A 19,339-nucleotide genomic window follows, 5' to 3' on the forward strand; every position below is an offset into this window, starting at 1 on the left:
AATTACCCTATCCAATCGCTCACAATTTTGGCCGAAAGCAGGCAAAGCGGGATGCCGCCGCCCGGATGCACGCTGCCGCCGCAAAAATACAGGTTTTTAATTGCCGACGACCGGTTGGCATGTCGTGAAAATGCCGCGAACTGGTTGTTGGAGCTGGTGCCGTACAACGATCCCTGGTACGATGATGTTTTACTCTCGATATCGCGCGGATCAAGAATGCTTTCGGATATGATCAAGTTGCTGATATTCTCACCCAGGATACGGCTAAGTTTGGCTAATATATTTTGGCGTGCGGTGCTGATCAGACTGTTCCAATCCTGCCCGGTATTGGCGGGTACGTTGATCATAGTAAACCAGTTCTCACAGTCGGGAGGTGCATCATCCGCTTTGTATTTGGAGCTGATGTTAAGATATACGGTTGGATCATGGTAAATATCTTTTTGCTGCCAGATATGATCAAATTCGGCTTTATAATCCTTGCTGAAAAAGATATTATGAAGGTTTAGCTGCGCGAATTGTTTGCTGATGCCCCAATAAAATATCAGGGCGGAGCTGCTGCGTTCCTGCCTCAGGACTTTTTTAGGGAATAGATGAGGATGTTGCTTTAACAATTTGTGATAGGTAAACCATATATCCATGTTGGATACAATAATATCCGCAGGTATTAATTCGCCTTTTACTTTGATGGCTTTTGCGCTTTGCTTTTCCAGTATGATATCTTCCACCAGCGAGTTATAATGAAATACCACACCCAGCGATTCTGCCAGTTTTACCAGGCTGCTCATGATGCTGTACATGCCACCCTCAGGGAAATAGGCGCCGTAATGCTGCTCCAGGTGCGGGATCACATTGAGTGTAGCCGGTGCGGCGTAGGGGTTGGAGCCATTGTAGGTAGCATACCGGTCGTAAAATTGGGTAAGGCGTTTATCCTTAAAAAGACTTTGGTTGGCCTCGTGCATGGAGCGAAAAGCATCAATCTGCGGAAACCTGAAAACAGAACGTACTGTATCCCCATGTAAGTAAGTTTTCAGGCGATGTAACGACTGCTCCAGGAAAACATGATTAGTAATGCCATATATATTGGCGCTGTTTTTAAGGTGTTTTTTGATGGAATCGGCTGGCTCGCCGGTTTGTTGATTTGCTTCTGCCGCGAATTTCTCCTGATCGGCATAAGCGTTTAGGGTGGTGCCATCTTCATAAAAATACCGGCAAACCACATCCAGCTTTTGGTAGTTGAAATAATCTGAAGGGTTTTTACCGGCGAGGGTAAACAGTTCATCTACATATTGGGGCATGGTGAACAGGCTGGGCCCGGCATCAAACCGGAAGCCGTTTTGCTCAAACTCGTATAGCTTGCCGCCCGGGTAATTATTGGCCTCGAAAACATCAACCTGGTAACCTTTTACCGCCAAACGGATAGCCGTAGCTATACCAGCGATCCCGGCACCAATGATCAACACTTTTTTTACAGGCATGGGGTAAAGATAAAAAAGCCCCCTCTATATCTCCCCGAAGGGGGAGACTTTTATCGGAAGTTCTCATAAAAAAGGGCAGAACCACGAATGATCCTACCCCCAGTTAGGTTATTGTACTGAATTTGTCCTTAATGATTGTAGAGCATGCTTCACAGCGTGCCCGGTTGACAAACTCGGCATAATAAGCTCACTATATACTCAACAGGATTTATCGGTTATTGTTTCTCTGCGTTGGTATAAACTTTGGATAAGGTATTTATAAAAGCCAGCTTATATCAGACATGATGATGCACGCCTTCGCCAATTTCTTCTATGGCTTTACGGTTAAAGGCGTCCAGATCAGCCGGCCGGCGACTGGTCACCAGACCTTGATCAACCACTACTTCCTGGTCAACCCAATCGGCCCCGGCATTTTTTAGATCGGTTTGTAATGATGGGTATGAGGTAAGTCGGCGACCCTTGATCAAACCTGTTTCTATCAGTAATTGCGGTCCATGGCATATGGCTGCCACAGGTTTACCTTCATCTAAAAATGCCGATGCAAAGGCTACCGCGTCTTTATTTTGTCGTAATTTATCCGGGTTAAGCACACCACCGGGCAGTACCAGTGCGTCGTACTCATCCGGGCTTACTTCACTCAATTGTCGATCTACATTAATTTCAATACCCCAGTTGGTTTTATCCCAGGCCTTAATAGTTCCACTTTTGGGCGATATCACATGAACGATTGCGCCGGCTGCTTCCAACGCTTGTTTAGGGCTTGTTAACTCTACCTGCTCAAATCCTTCTTCGGTAAGGATCGCTACTTTTCTGTTGCTCAAACTTGCCATAATTTTATATTTTAATTTTAAGTTATAAAAATTAAGTATAATATAATTACAGCTGGACTGGCAGATGGTTTTTGTTATTTGAAAATAAGCACGTTTGCACCTTATGCTCGTTTGTAATCATAGGTGTTGGTGAATGGACATTGTTTTTCATGGTTTACATGTAAACCCGGCATATTGGGCATTTTTTCACATAAATTACTGATTGTCAATAATATAAATTCATGTTAACCGTAAAAAGTGTAAACCATGTAAACCCACTTTTTATCTTGCGTAGGTTACAAACGGCGCAGATAGGTTTGCTTTTAGCTCCCTCTCCTTTGGAGAGGGCTGGGGTGAGGCTATTGATGCCCCAGCGCAAAATTGATAAAATTGCTGGTTAAGCCATAGTCTTCTGTCCCCTTACGGCGGATGAAAAAGAAATCACGGGTGATCTTCAATCCCTCAATCGGCACTTCTACCAGGTCGCCTTCGGCCAGCTGACGGATGATGGATGGGCGAGGCATAAAGCCCAGGCATTGATCGGCCAGGAGAAAATTTTTCAGTGCCTCGGTACCGCCCAGGCGGATCTTTACGGATAAGTCGGCCGGTTTGATGTGCAAAGCAGATAATGATTTTAGTACCGCGTTCAATGTGCCAGACCCTCGCTCCCTCACTGCCAATGGCGTTTTTAAAAGTTGTTTTAGTGTAAGCGACTTACCAGCCAACGGACTTTTAGCTGAGCATACCGGGATCACCTCATCGCTCATAAATGGTGTATAAGATACCGTGGTGAGCTTGTTATCAACCTCAATAATACCGATATCGACTTCGTGGTTAAGCAGGGCGTTCAGAATATATTCCGAGTTGCGGTTTACCAATTGTACATCCACATTGGCATATTCACGCTGAAAACCCGAAAGTATGGATGGTAAAATATACAGGGCGATAGTGGTACTGGCCCCCAAACGCAAATGCCCGGCGGCTTGCGACAGGTTGCTGAGCACCGAAAGATCATACTCTATCTTACGCTCAATTTCGGTAGCCTGCTGTAGGTATTCGTTGAGCTTGTTGCCAGCGTCGGTAAGCAGGATGCTGTTGCCCTTGCGCTCAAACAGAGGGACTTTATACTGATCTTCCAGGGCTTTAACGTGCTTGCTAATGGCTGGCTGTGTAATAAACAGCACCTGTGCTGCCTTGCTGAAACTCAGGTTGGCAGCCACTTCCATAAATACACGGTGAGCAAAGGAAATCATTTGGCTAAGTTAACTTTTTAAGTTTTTAAAAAGCGCGGATGAGTTGATAGGTCATTTAACTTTTTTTCTTACTTCAAACAGGTGGTCAATTATGGGGCATAACGGGATGAATTTCTTCAACAGGTGATCCACATCTTTTTCAAAGCTTTCCTGCACCAGGGGCATGTATCCCTGCATCAGCGTAAGCGGGCCGTAATTGACCGATACATTTTTCCAGGAAGATTGATCCGAGGTAAATGCCAACCGGAAGTCGTTCGCGAATTCACGACTTTTGATGGTATACCCCTCCAGTTCCCGGAGTTTCAGCGCATGAATATTGTAATTGAATACTGATTTCTCCAGATCTTTCTCAGTTAACCAAATGGAGAAAAATATGCCGGAATGAATGGGGTTTTCGTGTAATGCCGTCGATGACCATCCCTTTTTCTGTAATTTTAAAACCCATGAATCATACCACCACTCAACAAATGAACTGATCTGGTTTTTTTCAAGAGCTGCACGGTTGTTTTCTACTACGCTGTTAAATACTTCAAGAAACCGGTCCATAAAATTGATTTTAGGTTTTGTCTTAAGTCAGTATCATTTTACCTTTTCAAAAAATCGACCGGTGAATTTATAAGTGATTAGCTTATGCGTCATTTTATGATTGTAATCAACCAGCGGTGTATGAATGGTTTGGGTGGCTTTGTCAAAATAAATGGCCGGGTACGATTTCCAGTCGGCTATGGAGCTCACATCAAAATCATAATGTAATTGGCTGTATACCCCGGTGGGTGTTTTTATAAACGGCGGATTGCCAATCAGCTTACCTTTATCAATAGTAAATATTTTTAAGCCCTGCCCGGCTTTGGTAGCCGAATAAACCGAGTTATAAGTAGCCAGGTAATAAACCTTGCCGGCAGTAGTAAAAGTGTATATTTTAGGGTACCAAAGCGATACATATCCCTTTTTACCAATGGTATCCATTTTTAAGAGCGACACCGTTTGCCCCCCGTTTTTGTATTGCAGCACATTATAAATATCAAAGCCTTTAACACCCAACTGTGTGTTCCAGGAATAGGTACGGAATATACCATCGGCAGAAGTGGCTATCACCAAACGCTCCTTAACCAATGATGTAAAGGGTTGTTTAATGGTTTCGGGATATTTAGACGTATAATATTTGAGTTTTACAGCAAAGATCTTGTTTTGCTTCAACAGCGAGTCCATCGCTTTCCACTCTTTTTTGTGCGATCCGTAATAGTTTACTTTTTTGAGTATCCGGAGCAGATCACCTTCAATAGCTTGCGGACTATTCTGCGCAAACACTCTGACTGAAGCTAAACAACAGCACAAAACAACTATCAGCTTAATGGTTTTCATAGCAAACAAGTTTAAATAAAAAAAGGGATAATCAATTGATTATCCCTGTCAAAAATATTACTTTAACAGCTACTTATTTGTTTACATAAACTGAGTAGGTTAGGGAAATATGATTCAAATGTCACTAAAATTATAAGACCGAACCATTACACCTGATCCCCAATAAATGCATAGGTTTAAATATATTGATTCTTTACGTGGTATCGCTATTATATTGGTGGTGCTTCATCACACGCATCCATATTTTGCAGGGATCAATAATTACCAATTACCCGCATTTTTTGAAACTTTCCTGCAAAATGGTGATAAAGGTGTAACACTTTTTTTCTTGATGAGTGCCTTTACACTTTGCCTGTCGTTAAATGCAAAAATGAACTGTGAAGCACATCCATTACGCAATTACTTTTTGCGACGCGTTTTCAGAATATTACCACTTTACTACTTCATGATATTATTGATCTTGTTAACAGGTGTACAAACGCCTACAAATTATTCTAAACTGGCCAATCTTCTTTTTTTACATGGGCTAAGCCCATTCTGGATTAACTCTACCATCCCTGGCGGCTGGTCGGTTGGTATCGAAGTTCTTTTTTACCTGATATTTCCCTTTTTGTTTTTGAGAATCAGATCTGTCTGGAGTGCTATCAACATCACGCTCATCGGTATGCTTTTAGCAAAAATGGTTACTAGTATCATGTCAAAACATCCACTTATTAATGATCCAATACTCTGGGGCGTGTTCACTTATGAGAACTTTATTTCGCAACTGCCGATTTTTTTAATTGGGATATGTCTTTATCATATATCGGCAAATAAATATAATAATGCTTTGAATCCCCGGAGATACAGGACCTATGGCTTAATTGCGGCATTCATAGTTTTGCACTTATTGGGAGGCAATGTGTTTAAAGTGCATTATATTTTTGCCATCGCTTTTGCATTTTTAGCATTTGGCTTATCAGGGTATCCATCCGTTTTATTGGTAAACAGATTTACCGTTTGGATAGGAAAATTAAGCTACAGTATCTATTTGGTACACCTGTTGGTGGCGGGCTTACTTCAAAAATACCATTTAAGTCACTATTGTAATAATTCCTCGATGGATGTGATGGTCAGGTTTTCGATCATTTTTTCCATAAGTGTTGCGGTTTCGCTGCTTACTTATAATTTAATTGAGGTGCCTTTTCAAAATTGGGGAAAGCGTATCATTGAAAAATTAGAATTAAAGGCTGCAACAGATTCAGAGGTAGTACAGTAACAAAATCCCCTACATAATTAGGTGTTTATTTAGGGAAAACCATGAACAAGGCCTTTTTAACCATAAATAATAAAGCCCTGCAATTCTCATCACAGGGCCTAATTCTATTTAAAGCTAAAATTACGCTTCAACCGGTTGACCGATCAAATGCGCGGCAACCAAATATTCGGCAATTTGCACGGCGTTGGTAGCAGCGCCTTTACGCAGGTTGTCTGATACTATCCAGCAGTTCAGGGTATTGTCCTGAGTTTCGTCACGACGGATACGACCTACAAATACCTCGTCTTTATCATGCGCGTCAAGCGGCATTGGATATTTCAGGTTGGCAGGATCGTCAACTACAACAATACCTGGCGATTTAGCTAGCAGCTCACGTAGTTCGGTCAAGTCAAAATCATTGAAAAACTCAATGTTTACTGACTCAGAGTGACCACCCATAACCGGGATACGTACTGTGGTAGCAGTAACTTTGATGCTATCGTCGCCCATGATCTTTTTGGTTTCCAGGATCATTTTCATTTCCTCTTTAGTATAGCCGTTCTCGGTGAAAACATCTATCTGCGGGATCACGTTCAGGTCGATTGTATAAGGATAAACCTTAGGTCCGTCGATACCCTTACGCTCGTTAAATAACTGGTCGACAGCTTTTACGCCTGTGCCGGTTACCGATTGATAGGTAGAAACCACTACCCTTTTAATTTTGTATTTATCGTGTAGCGGTTTTAAGGCCACTACCATTTGTATGGTGGAGCAATTAGGGTTGGCGATGATCTTATCATCAGCGGTCAATACATCCGCATTTACTTCAGGTACTACCAGTTTTTTGGTAGGGTCCATGCGCCATGCCGATGAGTTGTCAATAACAGTTGTACCAGCGGCTGCAAATAAAGGAGCTTGCTGTAATGAAGTGCTTCCGCCGGCCGAGAAAATCGCTACGTCCGGCTTCATCTTAATCGCATCCTCAACAGAAACCACCTTAAACTGCTTACCATTAAAAGTAATTTCTTTGCCAATACTTTTTTCTGAAGCTACGGGAATTAATTCTGTAACGGGGAAGTTGCGTTCTGCAAGAACCTGCAACATTTTGGTGCCTACTAATCCTGTAGCACCTACTACTGCGACTTTCATTTTGTTGTTATTTGTTTTTGATCTGTAATGAAGCTTCCATCGGAGGTTTCATTTTGTTAATTTGTTATATAATAAATTGTTAAACTCCAAATATGCGATTTTTTTTTGAGGATTTGAACTTAATCTATCAGATTGGTAGTTTATGCAATTATTGAATTAGTGATTTATTGAATTATTGAGTTGGTTTTCTTGATTCTTGTCTCTTGATTCTTGACTCTGATGTGGGCGTTGCCTTCGGCCCGCGCTATCCGCTTATACGCCACAACGCATTAGCCACGGGCCGGTATCCACTGCTATCGCTAACGCGGGTTGTCTGAACCTTGATTTATAGAATTCAAGGATTAACATGATTCATCTAAAACTTATCTGCTAAGGGGGAAAAGAAATTCTAAGTCATTGCATTGTTATTCTGTTAATTCTAAAATTCAGTAAATTCTGGTTCAGACAAAAGTAAAGGCCCTCCCGCGGCCAAGATCAGGTCTCAAACTATTCAAAATCGCAATTCAAGCCCGAATAAACTTCATCAACTCCTTCAACACATTTCGCCCAAATTTTTACCTTTGCCTAAACTCAAAAATACATGAGCGAAAAGATTTTAGTGATAGGAGCCAACGGCCAGATAGGGACAGAACTGGTTGTTGCTTTAAGAAAGATACATGGAGCCGAAAGCGTTATAGCATCCGACATCAATGATCCGGGTTACGCCATACGTCATAGCGGTCCGTACGAGCTGGTGAACGTGCTGGATAAGGACAATCTGCACCATATATTTGATAAACACCGCCCTACCCAGGTTTACCTGCTGGCAGCCATACTTTCGGCCGTAGGCGAGCAAAAACCCAAACTGGCCTGGGATCTAAACATGACCGGCCTCATCCACATACTTGATTTTGCGGTGGAGTTTAAAACCGCCAAAGTTTTTTGGCCAAGCTCCATAGCGGTATTCGGGCCAAACTCTCCGCAGCTTCATACCCCGCAGTATTGCGTAATGGACCCTAACACCGTTTACGGTTTCAGCAAACTGGCCGGCGAACGCTGGTGCGAATATTATTTTACCAAATACGGACTGGATGTACGCAGCATCCGTTACCCCGGCCTCATCGGCTGGCGCGCTAATCCGGGCGGCGGCACTACCGATTACGCGGTGCATATATTCCACGAGGCCTTAAAAAAAGGTAAATACACCAGCTTCCTTTCGGCAGATACCGCTTTGCCCATGATGTATATGGATGATGCCATCAGGGCCACTATATCCTTAATGGATGCCCCTGCCGAACAACTGACCATCCGCTCATCATATAACCTGGCGGGGATCAGTTTTACGCCAACTCAACTGGCCGAGGAGATCAAAAAACAGATCCCGGGTTTTGAGATAAGCTATGCCGAAAATGATCCGCGACAGGCCATTGCCGATAGCTGGCCAAAATCAATTGACGATAGTTATGCCGAAAGAGATTGGGGCTGGAAGCTGGAATATGACCTGGCTGCCATGACCAATGATATGCTGACTAATTTAAAAACCGTTATATAAAGCCGAAGGTTGAATGCGTAAAGCAAAAGACTAAGGGTTTGAAACTTATATAAAACAAATATTATATTCGCTTGATCCATGGACTATGAACCATGGGCTATGGACAAAAAAAGAATTATGGGAAGAGCATTTGAATTCCGCAAAGAGAGAAAATTTAAACGCTGGGCCAAAATGGCCGTGCAGTTTACACGTTTAGGTAAAGAGATTGTAATGGCCGTAAAAGCAGGTGGTGGTGATGTAACTACCAACTCGCGCCTGCGCACCGCAGTACAAAATGCCAAGGCGGTAAATATGCCTAAAGATCGTGTGGAAGCCGCTATAAAAAGAGCTACCAGTCGCGATGAAAAGGATTACGAAGAATTAGTATACGAAGGATACGCCCCTTATGGTGTTGCCGTATTGGTAGAAACCGCTACCGATAATACCAACCGCACCGTAGCTAACGTACGCAGCTATTTTACCAAATATGGTGGTTCGTTGGGTAAAACCGGGTCATTGGATTTCATTTTCACCCGCAAATCTGTTTTTACATTTGAGCCCGGCGACCGCGACCTGGAAGAACTGGAGTTTGAACTGATAGACGCAGGTTTGGAAGATCTGTTTGTGGAGGCTGATGAAGAAGGTAAAGATATCGGCGTGATCCATACCGCTTTTGAAGATTTTGGTAAAATGCAGAAAGCGCTGGAAGAAGTAGGTGTTGAAGTAAAATCGGCCAAGTTGGAGCGCGTACCGCAATCATTCCATGAAGTTACCGAAGAACAGGTTACCGATATCATGAAACTGATTGACCGCCTGGAAGAGGACGACGACGTGCAGGCGGTTTACCATAATATGGCAGAGTAAGTTTGATTTTTCACTAAACGTCATTGCGAGGTACGAAGCAATCTCTAAACTATACAGAGCAAATAAAAAAGCATATTTGACCTGCTTACGTAGAGATTATTAATGTTGTGTTTGTTTTATTGGCATTAATGAGCTCCCTCCGGTCGGTTATCTTCGTACCTCGCAATGACGGGTTTATATATATTAACATCATGCCACTATTCAGTTCACGTAAGGAAGAAAAAAAGGTAAAAGTAACTTTTGCCAATGGCTTGCTTTTTGTTGAAAAACCAGATGGCAAACAGCAGGCTTTCCCGTTGGAATGGTTCCCCAAGCTGATGAACGCCACCGACGAGGAACGTGATGACTGGAAACAAACCGATAAAGGCATCCACTTTAACCAGTTGGATGTGAACGTGGATCTTTAAAATAGATATGAGAAGTTAGATGTGAGATATGAGATTGGGAAACATGAAGTTGTCTCACATCTCACATCTCACATCTCAAATCTAACCCTATGTTATTCGAAGAGTTTTTTAAAAAGAAAAAGATCGACCTGGTTGCTTTACAAGCGGCGGAGGCAGCGCTGTTTTCTGAATTTAAAACTCACTTTGAGCAAATGGGCGAAAAAAGCTTCGACCATACCAAAAAGTACTGGTTCAATAAGCTCAGGCGACAGTTTCCGGCTGCTCCCGAAGTAAAAACAGAAAAAGTAAGAATCGAAAACCCGCTGGCCGAACAAACCATTACTGAGAGTCTGACGGAAACAGCCTCGCCATCACCCAAACTGGGTTTCGCGCCCAAATTCAGGGCTGGTGGGGTTGCCAAACCTGCTGAGGAAAAGCAGGAAACCACGCCAGAAGAAATTACACCTGCGGTGGAACAAACTGCAGCCAAACCGGCATTTAAACCCCGGTTTAATCCCGGCATGGTGAAACCCAAGCCAGCGGAGGATACTACAGAACCACAGGAAAAGGCAGAAGCAAAAGAAGAAGACACTACGCCAGCAGCTGACGCTCCTAAACCGGCATTTAAGCCCCGGTTTAATGCTGCGATGATGAAGCCGAAACCTGCTGAAGAAGCCGCAGAGCCACAGGAAAAGCCAGAGACGAAAGAAGAAAATACACCACCACCTAGCGAGCAAGCCCCAGCAAAACCAGCATTTAAGCCCCGGTTTAACGCCGCGATGATGAAGCCCAAGCCCGCGGAAAGCGAACCTGTAGCAGAAGAACCACAGGAAGCAAAACAGGAGCCATCGCCAGAGGCTGGAATGCCAGCCGCAAAACCGGCCTACAAGCCACGTTTCCAGGCGGGTATGGTAAAGCCAAAGCCTGCCGAAACTGAACCAACAGCTGAACAGGACCCGGAAGAAGAACAGCCAACTGGTACGTCGCCGCCAGCCGAAGAACCCGCAGCTAAACCGGCTTACAAGCCCCGGTTTAATATGAAAAACATCCCTCCAAAATCAGGGGAATAATTGTTGCTGTAATTTTTAAGCCGGCTTTCCGTTTGCCATAACAATTGATTATAATTGTGAAAAATACAATTATAATTCAACCATGAAACGTTGTTTCCTTCTCCTTTTTCAATTCTTGATTTTTTCTATGGCTCACAGCCAACAAGCTATTGAAAAACCGGTTTATATGTTTTGTTATTTTAAAGATAACGGGCAGGATGGTTTGCACCTGGCCTATAGTCGCGATGGTTATCAATGGACAGCATTAAAAAAGGACAGCTCATTTTTAAAGCCCACTGTAGCTAATGATAAACTGATGCGTGATCCCTGTATTATCCGTGGCGCCGATGGTTTATTCCATATGGTGTGGACAGTGAGCTGGAACGATAGAGGAATTGGCTACGCTTCATCCACCGATCTGATACACTGGAGCGAACAGCAATTTGTACCCGTAATGGCCGATGAACCCACAGCTCGCAATTGTTGGGCTCCGGAGATAACTTATGATGGTAAAACAAAAACCTATATGATCTATTGGGCAACAACCATCCCGGGCAAGTTTACCACTACAGATTCGGAAGGGGATAGTAAGTATAACCACCGGCTTTATTATGTTACTACCAGGGATTTTAAAACGTATAGCAAAACTAAACTGCTTTATGACCCTGGCTTTAACTCCATAGATGCCACTATTGTAAAAGATGGCAAACGCTTTGTTATGTTCCTGAAGGACGAGACCCGCACACCACCACAAAAGAATATAAAAATAGCGTACAGCAATAGTTTAACAGGCCCGTACTCGGCGGCGAGTAGTAAAATTACAGGTGATTATTGGGCCGAAGGACCTACAACTTTAAAGATCGGTAAGGAATGGCGGGTTTATTTTGACAGGTATATGGATCATCACTATGGCGCCATCAGCTCAACCGATCTTAAAAACTGGACGGATATTACGGATAAGATCAACCTGCCCACAGGTATCAGGCATGGTACCATTTTCCAGATAAGCGAAAAAGAGCTGAACGCGTTGATGAAATTATAGTATGGGTTAAAACGAGCGTAAGCAGACATGGCATTTCATTCCCACGCGTCATTGCGAGGTACGAAGCAATCCCTAACTGTACAGAGCGGCTCTGCTTATTGGGGATTGCCACGCTGCGCTCGCAATGACGCGCAGGGAGGGAAAACCCATCACTCCAAACTACTTACTGTGCGAAAAGAGCCAGCTGAATAGCTCAGGTTCCTTAAAAGCATTATCCCAGCTGTTATGGTCAACGCCAGGGTAAAGGGTAAACTTAGGGTTGCCGCCAGCTTCTTTGATCGCCGCTACCATCACTTCAGAATGATCGGATGGAACAACGCTGTCCTTACTGCCGTGGAAGATCCAGAGTGGTACTTTTTTGGCGTATTTTTTGGCGTTCAACGTATTATCGCCGCCACAGATGGCAAAAGCCGCGGCAAATATTTTTGGTTCGCGGCCAATAATTTCAAACGTGCCCATGCCGCCCATACTCAGGCCGCCTACATAAACGCGATGTTTATCAACAAAAGGTTTATCCAAAAACTGATCAACCAGACCCATCAACATGCGCATGGCTGTAGTAGGCTGCTCATTTACCTGGAAAACGAATTTACGCTTCTGGGTAGCCGGATCGGTTTCCTGTTGCACGTTTGACCAATAGCTGTTTGTCGGGCACTGCGGAAAAACCACAATGGCCTCATATTTTTCCCGCACACTATCCTGCAACAGGCGCGAAGGGCCATATTTTAACTGCGCCTCGTTATTGTTGCCGCGCTCGCCGGCACCGTGCAACACAAATAGCAGTGGATATTTTTTGGTAGGGTCAAAATGTTTGGGGAACAGTAATCGGTAAGGTAAAGTATCGCCTTTTACAGCAAAGCTGCCGCGATCAAAGGATGATAAGTTTTGTGAACGGGCCGAAAAAGAAAATGCTAAGAGTAAACTTAGCATTCCCAGTATAATTTTTTTGTGGATCATGGGCTATTTTTAAGATCTGTTTATTCAATAGTTAGTTAAACAAATTTAATGCCTTTTGATCTACATTTTTTTAATATTTTTTTACAGCAGTAACAATGAACATAAAAATCACTACTTTTTAGCTATAGCCGGGCTTTCAAAACCCAGTTTGGTAAGCCCTTTCTGTACTTCAGGGCAACTCATAAATAGTTTCCATAACAAGCCGGTGCGGTAGTTTTCGATCATCACGATGATAGGCCCCTGGTCAATAGCCAGGTATGATTTAGCGTACCAGTTATGCGATTCGCTAAAGGCATCAACAAAACCATATTCGCCCCAGATCTTATCGCCCAGGTCATAATAAAAATGGCGCAGAGCTTTCATGGAATACTCAGGGGTGTACGGAAATGCCGACAGGGCCGCGGTAGGTGTGATCACCCCCAGGTCGTTAGTGGGTGAATGGGCATTATATCCCTCAAAATTATCACTGGCTGTAAGTCCCCAGCAGTTTTCGCCATAGCCTTTAAATTTTTTAGGATTATCTACACAGTATGCATGATTGATGAGTGTATGGTTTTTGTTCTGCTCCCAGTAATCGGCGTATTGGTCTTTTAAGCCTTTGGGGTTTAAGCCCAGGAACGAGTATTGTGAAAAGAAAAGTGGACCCCCGTAATCAAAGCCCAAAGGCAGCTTTACGCCATAAAAGGTTTTGCCGTTTTTAAAGAAATCACTTTGAGCCCAGCCCCTGTGGTATACATCGGCACTTACCGGGTAGCGCTCTGCCGAAGCGGCCAGCACATAGGTGATCAGGCATTCATTAAAACCATGTATCGGGAAGTTCATGGCCCAGCCGTTGTTAGGGCTCCAGTGCCAGTACAGGGCATCCCTGCCATCGCGGGTGTACCAGTTCCACTCCATTTCGCCCCACATCCAGCTGATCACATCGCGTATGCGTCGTTCGTCCGGGGTGTTGGCTGCAAAGTATTGTCGGGCACAAAGCAGGCCCTGGAAAAGATAGGCCGATTCCACAATATCGCCGCCATCATCCTTACGGCCAAATGGGATGATCTTGCCGGTTTCGCCATTCATCCAATGGGGGAACGCGCCGTGAAAAGAGTTGGCCTTAAATAAAAACTCAACAATTTTAGCCATGCGGTTAACAGCCTGCTCATGAGTTATCCATTTGCGGCTATCGGCTACGATGATAGACATGATGCCGAAGCCCGATCCGCCGGTGGTTACCACCTCGTTACCATAGTCAAAAGAAGTATTGCTGCGTTCACGGGCCAGGCCGCTTACCGGGTGACCAAAATCCCAAAAATAACGAAAGGTTTGGCGCTGTACCACATCAAGCAGGGCGTTATCGCTCAGGTTTTTGATAATGCCGACGGGTTTAATAGTATCGGTGTTGGCTGTTGCGGGTTTTTGCGCCAGGCAGTATAGGGCCAGGCATAATAAAAAGGGGGTTAACAATAGTTTTTTCATGTAGATAGTGTATGCGGGTTGCTTGTTTGCAAAACCGGGGGAGCGGTTAAAAATGGCTGCCTGCCCATGAAACAGACAGCCGGTAAATAAACCAATCGAAAATTAATATCCTGAATTTTGGGTTAAAGCGCCGCCACTCAGGTCAATTTCTGTTTGCGGGATGGGCCAAACTTCGTTTTTGCCAGCTTTCCATCCGCGTGAGCCAAAAACAGCAGTACCCCGTCCCTGGCGCAACACATCAAAATAACGTTCAAACTCCATCGCGAATTCAAAGCGGCGTTCGTTGTAAATAGCTGTACGAAGTGCGGCCTGATCGGTAGTAGTTACCTTAGGTAGTACACCGGCATTTACGCCGCGCGCACGGGCACGTACCAGCTCTAGTGGAGCAAGGGCTGCCCCTGAATTTCCCAATTCATTATTGGCTTCGGCGTTCATCAGCAATACATCGGCATAACGCAACACAATTTTGTTTTGCTGGCAGCCTTCGTTAAAGCCCGATACATAAAGTGCGAATGGTACGTATGATTTCTGATTGTACATAGGGTTATCGCCCGTTGCCGGAATTTTGTCGCCCTCGGGGGTAGTTTCGCCCCTGAATATGATAGTGGCATCGCGGCGCGGATCGCCTGTTTCATAGGCTGCTGCCAGTTGGGGACTTGGTACGTTAAAGCCCCAGCCACCGCCGGTTACACCACGTACGCCCTGTACCTGTGAGTATTGTGAGTTGGAGGCAGGCGGGTTGTTGGGTATCAGGTTACACTGGATCTCAAAAATAGACTCCTGGTTGTTTTTGTGCGTTGTTCTGAACATTTGCTCATAATCAGGATATAACGAATAGCCCATACCCATTACTGCCGTGGTGTAAGTGGCCACATCGCTCCATTTTTTTAAATACATGGCTACTTTGGCATGCATAGTTAAAGCAGCACCCTTGGTTACGTGCCCAGTTTCGGCAGCGCTGTAAGTTTGCGGTAATACGGTAGTTGCTTCGGTCAGATCTTTTTCAATCTGCGCCCAAACCTGGTCTTTCGGGGTACGCGGGAGGTTATATTCAGAGGCATCTTTAGGCAGGGTTATGCGTAAAGGCACATCGCCGAAAGCCCTAACCAGCCTGAAATATTCGTAGGCACGGATAAATTTAGCTTCGGCCACATAACGGGCTTTTAATGCTTCGTCCATGCTGATGCCTGGTACATTAACGATTATCTGGTTGGCAAAGTTGATGGTTTGATATTGCCCTTTCCAGAAACCGCCCAATTGGGCATCACCTGCGGTAATGGTAAAGTTGTGGTAATCATTAAAAAAGGTAGCATCGCTGGCGGTACTTCCTTTTTCTACATCGTCAGAACCCATGCTTTCAACAGCGATGGGCGCAAATGCGATGTTGTTCCACTCGTGCAGGTTGGCGTACATGGCATTAACGGCCTTAGTAGCATCATCCTGTGTTTTAAAAAACTGGGTGGCTGCCGTATTTTGAGCCGGGTTAACATCTAAAAAGCTCTTTTTACAGCTTTGAATGGATATGGTGGATGCAATAAAGCCTAAAATAAAGGCTTTACGCATGAATAAGTTTTTACTGTTCTTCATCTTTATACTGATTAAAAAGTAACGTTAACGCCAAAATTATAGGTTGCATACAATGGATAAACGTTGGCATCAATGCCACGACCGGTAACGATTCCGCCGTCGCCAACTGATCCGCCTATTTCGGGCGAGAAGCCTTTATAGCCAAAAATATTGATTGGGTTTTGAGCGTTGGCAAATAGCCTTACTTTGGATATTTTCCATTTGCTGAGCAGGCTGGCAGGTAACGTATAACCTAACTGAGCATTCCTTACCCTGAAATATGCACCACTTTCAACATAAAATGAATTTGGTGCTGCGTTTGAGTTTTTGCCTACATTAACTGAAGGGTAGGTGTTGGAAGTACCTGCACCGTGCCAGCGGTGGTCATAAAAATCCTGGGTGAAGTTCTCATTACCAAAACGGTAAGCAATATTGGCGTTATACACGCTTACACCGGTTACTCCCTGAAAATCAATAGCCAGGTCGAAGTTTTTATAGGTGAAAGAGGTGTTGATACCATAGTTATATTTAGGCAGCGGATTGCCCAGTGCTACGCGGTCGCGACTGTCAACAATACCGTCGTTATTAGTATCCTGGTAAATAAAATCGCCCGCCTTCGCTCCTGGTTGTTTCACACCGGTTGTTGGTTGGTCACTCTGGAATATCCCGGTTACTTTGTAGCCATAAAACTGACCAATAGGTTGGCCCACAACGGTACGTGTTGCTAATGCACCGTTGGCAATACCGGCACCACCATCATAAATAGGGTTTTGACCGGTTATTACGTTAAGTACCTTATTGTTGTTGATACCCAGGTTGGCACTGATGCTGTAAGAAAAATCTTTTGATGCCTGATCTTTCCAGCTTACTAAAAACTCAAAGCCGCGGTTACGGATAGTGGCCTGGTTGCCGATGATGGAGCTGTTGTTGGTACCCAGCGAACCTGCTACCGGTATAGCGAAAATAGCATCCTGTGTTTCGCGATTATAATAATCGGCTTCAAAGGTTAGCTTATTAGAGAGCAGGCCGCCTTCTAAACCAAAGTCAGATGATACTGTTTTTTCCCATACGATGGAAGGAGGCACAATACTGTTGATGCTTGCACCCGGATAGGCCACCTGCGGATTACCGAATATGGCTGTGAGGTACGGATCTGTTGCTATAACCTGAACGGTTGGGTTAATAGGTACTACAGAGTTACCTACTTTACCCCAGCTTCCGCGCAATTTTAGATTACTGAACACCTTTTGATCTTTCATGAAATCCTCATTGGTAACCACCCAGCCTGCACCTACAGAAGGAAAGTAGCCATAAGTATGTGCACCATAAAATTGTGAGGCACCATCGCGACGAATAGAGGCATTCAACAAATACTTGTCTTTGTAGGAGTAATTAACACGGGCGAATTGCGATAATGCACGGGAACGTATCTGTCTGCCCGGAGTAGCCAGGTAAGTTACCTTCGCTGTATCAGGGAACGATGTTTGCAGATTGCCGTTGGCCTTGTAGGGCACATTATCGGCCTGTGCATCGTTTTGCCTGGTTACATTTTCAAGCGCGCTATAACCTACCAGGGCAGTTAACTTATGGTCGTCGTTGATTTTAACATCATAGGTTAAGGTATTTTCCCAGATCCAGTTGCGTACATCGGTATGGTCGATATTCAGATTGGTTTTGTTGCTGAACTGTTTAACAGTAGCCTGGTACATGGGCACAAATGACCTCACCTCGGCCTGGCTTACATCGCCACCAAAGCTTGATCTGAATTTAAGGTTTTTCAGGATTGAAACCTCACCGTATACATTATAGGTAACACGCTTGTTTTTGCTACGCTGGTTATAAAAATCAAGTGTAGCCTGCGGGTTGTAGTTGTTACCATCACCTGTGCCATAATCATTCGGGTCGCCATAGCTGCCGTCTGCCTTACGTACCGGCAGGGTAGGCGCTGCACCATACAACTGATTGAAAATGGTTGTCGGGATATCTCTTGATGTGCTGGATAATCCGCTGGCAGTATAACCCAGTTTTACAGCTTTCCCTAATTTAAAATCGTTTGATAAGTGCAGGGTATAGCGTTTGTAATTGTTGGTTTGTACCAAACCATCCTGATCAAGGTAACCAAACGAGTAGTTATAGGTGTACTTATCTGTACCGCCGCTAACTGATAGTTCATGATTGGTGATAAAAGCTTTACGCAGGATCTGTTTGTACCAATCGGTGCCGGTACCAAAGCTGGCCGGATCGGCAAATACAGGTTTACCATTGTTAAGAGCCGCCAATTCATTTACAGCAGTAGCATATTCGGTACCGTTAGCCACTTTTACCTGGTTGGTAACCGCTTGAAAGCCCACAAAGCCATTATAGTTGATAACCGGGGCTCCCTTAACACCACGTTTAGTACCGATAAGCACAACACCGTTAGCTGCCCTGATACCATAAATGGCCGTACTTGAGGCATCTTTCAGGATACTGAAACTTTCGATATCCTGCGGATTAAGAAAGCTGATATCATCATACCATACACCGTCGACCACAAAAAGGGGCTTGGTGTTACCATAGATAGTACCCAAACCACGAATGGTGATATCCGGCGATTTGCCCGGTGTACCATTGTTGGTGATCTGCACACCTGCTACTTTACCTTGCAGGCCACTTATAGCATTTGGCGATGCCTGTTTAGCCACGTCAGCTCCTTTAACGGTGGTTATAGAGCCGGTAACGTCGAGCTTGCGCTGGGTACCGTAGCCAATAACTACAATTTGCTGCAGTTCGTTAGTTTGGGGTAACAGTGTAATATTAATACTGGTTTGGCCATTAACCGGTGTTTCCTGAGTGGCATATCCTAAATAAGTAAATCTCAGTGTGGAGTTGCCGGGGGCGCTAATGGAGTATGCTCCATTAGCATCTGTTTGTGTTCCTGTTGTTGTTCCCTTTACCGAAACAGTTACGCCTATTAAGGCCTGGCCGGTATTGTCGATTATTTTTCCTTTTACTGTAACGTTTTGTGCAAACGCCGCGTCATAAGAAAATAAGAACAATAACATTAACCCCGAAATAGTAAAAAATCTCTTCATAGTGGTTAATAATAAAAATGATAGAATGGAATAATTGGTTTATTAGTTCTACAAAACTGGGGAGATATTACTCGTTTATCAAAAAAATTAACTCAACATTAATACATCATGAATAAAACACTTTCTCAAGGGAAACTGTTTT

16 protein-coding genes are annotated in these 19,339 nt (G+C 44.2%); 6 read left to right on the forward strand and 10 right to left on the reverse strand.

Annotation, left to right across the window (positions count from 1 at the left end):
- Positions 1–2 precede the first annotated feature (2 nt).
- From crtD to BLR84_RS15965, 5 genes are all read right to left on the reverse strand, one after another.
- Entirely contained in the window at positions 3–1,475 is a 1,473-nt protein-coding gene (gene crtD, locus BLR84_RS15945) for a 1-hydroxycarotenoid 3,4-desaturase CrtD (RefSeq protein ID WP_090470050.1), read from the reverse strand.
- 275 nt (positions 1,476–1,750) lie between these two features.
- Positions 1,751–2,305 (reverse strand): type 1 glutamine amidotransferase domain-containing protein, encoded by a 555-nt coding sequence (locus BLR84_RS15950; protein ID WP_090470053.1) that lies wholly within the window; start codon positions 2,303–2,305, stop codon positions 1,751–1,753.
- Positions 2,306–2,643: 338 nt separating this feature from the next.
- On the reverse strand, positions 2,644–3,537 hold the full coding sequence (locus BLR84_RS15955; protein ID WP_090470056.1) for a LysR substrate-binding domain-containing protein: 894 nt from the start codon (positions 3,535–3,537) through the stop codon (positions 2,644–2,646).
- 51 nt (positions 3,538–3,588) lie between these two features.
- Positions 3,589–4,083, reverse strand: a complete 495-nt coding sequence (locus BLR84_RS15960; RefSeq protein WP_090470059.1) for a hypothetical protein — start codon at positions 4,081–4,083, stop codon at positions 3,589–3,591.
- A 33-nt stretch (positions 4,084–4,116) separates the two neighbouring features.
- On the reverse strand, positions 4,117–4,899 hold the full coding sequence (locus BLR84_RS15965; protein ID WP_090470061.1) for a hypothetical protein: 783 nt from the start codon (positions 4,897–4,899) through the stop codon (positions 4,117–4,119).
- Positions 4,900–5,065: 166 nt separating this feature from the next.
- Here BLR84_RS15965 and BLR84_RS15970 point away from each other — a divergent pair, with 166 nt between their 5' ends.
- A complete protein-coding gene (locus BLR84_RS15970) occupies positions 5,066–6,157 on the forward strand; it encodes an acyltransferase family protein (RefSeq protein ID WP_090470062.1) in 1,092 nt (363 codons plus the stop codon).
- A gap of 120 nt (positions 6,158–6,277) precedes the next feature.
- Here BLR84_RS15970 and BLR84_RS15975 read toward each other — a convergent pair whose 3' ends face one another.
- Positions 6,278–7,285, reverse strand: a complete 1,008-nt coding sequence (locus tag BLR84_RS15975; RefSeq protein WP_090470064.1) for an aspartate-semialdehyde dehydrogenase — start codon at positions 7,283–7,285, stop codon at positions 6,278–6,280.
- A gap of 580 nt (positions 7,286–7,865) precedes the next feature.
- On the opposite strand from BLR84_RS15975, the gene BLR84_RS15980 reads away from it, so the two are divergent.
- From BLR84_RS15980 to BLR84_RS16000, 5 genes are all read left to right on the forward strand, one after another.
- Positions 7,866–8,816 (forward strand): NAD-dependent epimerase/dehydratase family protein, encoded by a 951-nt coding sequence (locus tag BLR84_RS15980; protein ID WP_090470066.1) that lies wholly within the window; start codon positions 7,866–7,868, stop codon positions 8,814–8,816.
- Positions 8,817–8,933: 117 nt separating this feature from the next.
- Positions 8,934–9,659: a YebC/PmpR family DNA-binding transcriptional regulator gene (locus BLR84_RS15985; RefSeq protein WP_090470379.1), complete on the forward strand. Its 726-nt coding sequence runs from the start codon at positions 8,934–8,936 to the stop codon at positions 9,657–9,659.
- A gap of 191 nt (positions 9,660–9,850) precedes the next feature.
- Positions 9,851–10,066: a DUF2442 domain-containing protein gene (locus BLR84_RS15990; RefSeq protein ID WP_166092845.1), complete on the forward strand. Its 216-nt coding sequence runs from the start codon at positions 9,851–9,853 to the stop codon at positions 10,064–10,066.
- An 89-nt stretch (positions 10,067–10,155) separates the two neighbouring features.
- On the forward strand, positions 10,156–11,115 hold the full coding sequence (locus BLR84_RS15995; RefSeq protein WP_090470071.1) for a hypothetical protein: 960 nt from the start codon (positions 10,156–10,158) through the stop codon (positions 11,113–11,115).
- 127 nt (positions 11,116–11,242) lie between these two features.
- Positions 11,243–12,136: a glycoside hydrolase family 43 protein gene (locus BLR84_RS16000; protein ID WP_255366961.1), complete on the forward strand. Its 894-nt coding sequence runs from the start codon at positions 11,243–11,245 to the stop codon at positions 12,134–12,136.
- Positions 12,137–12,295: 159 nt separating this feature from the next.
- Here the strand turns inward: BLR84_RS16000 and BLR84_RS16005 are convergent, their stop codons facing one another.
- From BLR84_RS16005 to BLR84_RS16020, 4 genes are all read right to left on the reverse strand, one after another.
- On the reverse strand, positions 12,296–13,093 hold the full coding sequence (locus tag BLR84_RS16005; protein WP_090470075.1) for a carboxylesterase family protein: 798 nt from the start codon (positions 13,091–13,093) through the stop codon (positions 12,296–12,298).
- A gap of 111 nt (positions 13,094–13,204) precedes the next feature.
- Positions 13,205–14,557 carry a glucoamylase family protein gene (locus BLR84_RS16010; protein ID WP_090470077.1) on the reverse strand — a complete coding sequence of 451 codons (1,353 nt, stop codon included), beginning with the start codon at positions 14,555–14,557 and terminating at the stop codon, positions 13,205–13,207.
- A 102-nt stretch (positions 14,558–14,659) separates the two neighbouring features.
- Positions 14,660–16,144, reverse strand: a complete 1,485-nt coding sequence (locus BLR84_RS16015) for a RagB/SusD family nutrient uptake outer membrane protein (RefSeq protein WP_090470079.1) — start codon at positions 16,142–16,144, stop codon at positions 14,660–14,662.
- Between the two features lie 11 nt (positions 16,145–16,155).
- The gene (locus BLR84_RS16020; RefSeq protein ID WP_090470081.1) at positions 16,156–19,197 is read right to left on the reverse strand and encodes a SusC/RagA family TonB-linked outer membrane protein; all 3,042 of its coding nucleotides are present in this window, start codon (positions 19,195–19,197) and stop codon (positions 16,156–16,158) included.
- Positions 19,198–19,339 lie beyond the last annotated feature (142 nt).

It is taken from the genome of Mucilaginibacter sp. OK268, assembly GCF_900103125.1.
GTDB lineage: Bacteria > Bacteroidota > Bacteroidia > Sphingobacteriales > Sphingobacteriaceae > Mucilaginibacter.

Bases quoted from the DNA above. Each gene is read 5' to 3' on its own strand.
- BLR84_RS16010 (WP_090470077.1), bottom strand. From the start codon at position 14,557: ATGAAAAAACTATTGTTAACCCCCTTTTTATTATGCCTGGCCCTATAC.
- BLR84_RS15980 (WP_090470066.1), top strand. From the start codon at position 7,866: ATGAGCGAAAAGATTTTAGTGATAGGAGCCAACGGCCAGATAGGGACA.
- BLR84_RS15950 (WP_090470053.1), bottom strand. From the start codon at position 2,305: ATGGCAAGTTTGAGCAACAGAAAAGTAGCGATCCTTACCGAAGAAGGA.
- BLR84_RS15985 (WP_090470379.1), top strand. From the start codon at position 8,934: ATGGGAAGAGCATTTGAATTCCGCAAAGAGAGAAAATTTAAACGCTGG.
- crtD (WP_090470050.1), bottom strand. From the start codon at position 1,475: ATGCCTGTAAAAAAAGTGTTGATCATTGGTGCCGGGATCGCTGGTATA.
- BLR84_RS16000 (WP_255366961.1), top strand. From the start codon at position 11,243: ATGGCTCACAGCCAACAAGCTATTGAAAAACCGGTTTATATGTTTTGT.
- BLR84_RS15995 (WP_090470071.1), top strand. From the start codon at position 10,156: ATGTTATTCGAAGAGTTTTTTAAAAAGAAAAAGATCGACCTGGTTGCT.
- BLR84_RS15960 (WP_090470059.1), bottom strand. From the start codon at position 4,083: ATGGACCGGTTTCTTGAAGTATTTAACAGCGTAGTAGAAAACAACCGT.
- BLR84_RS15965 (WP_090470061.1), bottom strand. From the start codon at position 4,899: ATGAAAACCATTAAGCTGATAGTTGTTTTGTGCTGTTGTTTAGCTTCA.
- BLR84_RS15970 (WP_090470062.1), top strand. From the start codon at position 5,066: ATGCATAGGTTTAAATATATTGATTCTTTACGTGGTATCGCTATTATA.
- BLR84_RS16005 (WP_090470075.1), bottom strand. From the start codon at position 13,093: ATGATCCACAAAAAAATTATACTGGGAATGCTAAGTTTACTCTTAGCA.
- BLR84_RS15955 (WP_090470056.1), bottom strand. From the start codon at position 3,537: ATGATTTCCTTTGCTCACCGTGTATTTATGGAAGTGGCTGCCAACCTG.
- BLR84_RS15975 (WP_090470064.1), bottom strand. From the start codon at position 7,285: ATGAAAGTCGCAGTAGTAGGTGCTACAGGATTAGTAGGCACCAAAATG.
- BLR84_RS15990 (WP_166092845.1), top strand. From the start codon at position 9,851: ATGCCACTATTCAGTTCACGTAAGGAAGAAAAAAAGGTAAAAGTAACT.
- BLR84_RS16015 (WP_090470079.1), bottom strand. From the start codon at position 16,144: ATGAAGAACAGTAAAAACTTATTCATGCGTAAAGCCTTTATTTTAGGC.
- BLR84_RS16020 (WP_090470081.1), bottom strand. From the start codon at position 19,197: ATGAAGAGATTTTTTACTATTTCGGGGTTAATGTTATTGTTCTTATTT.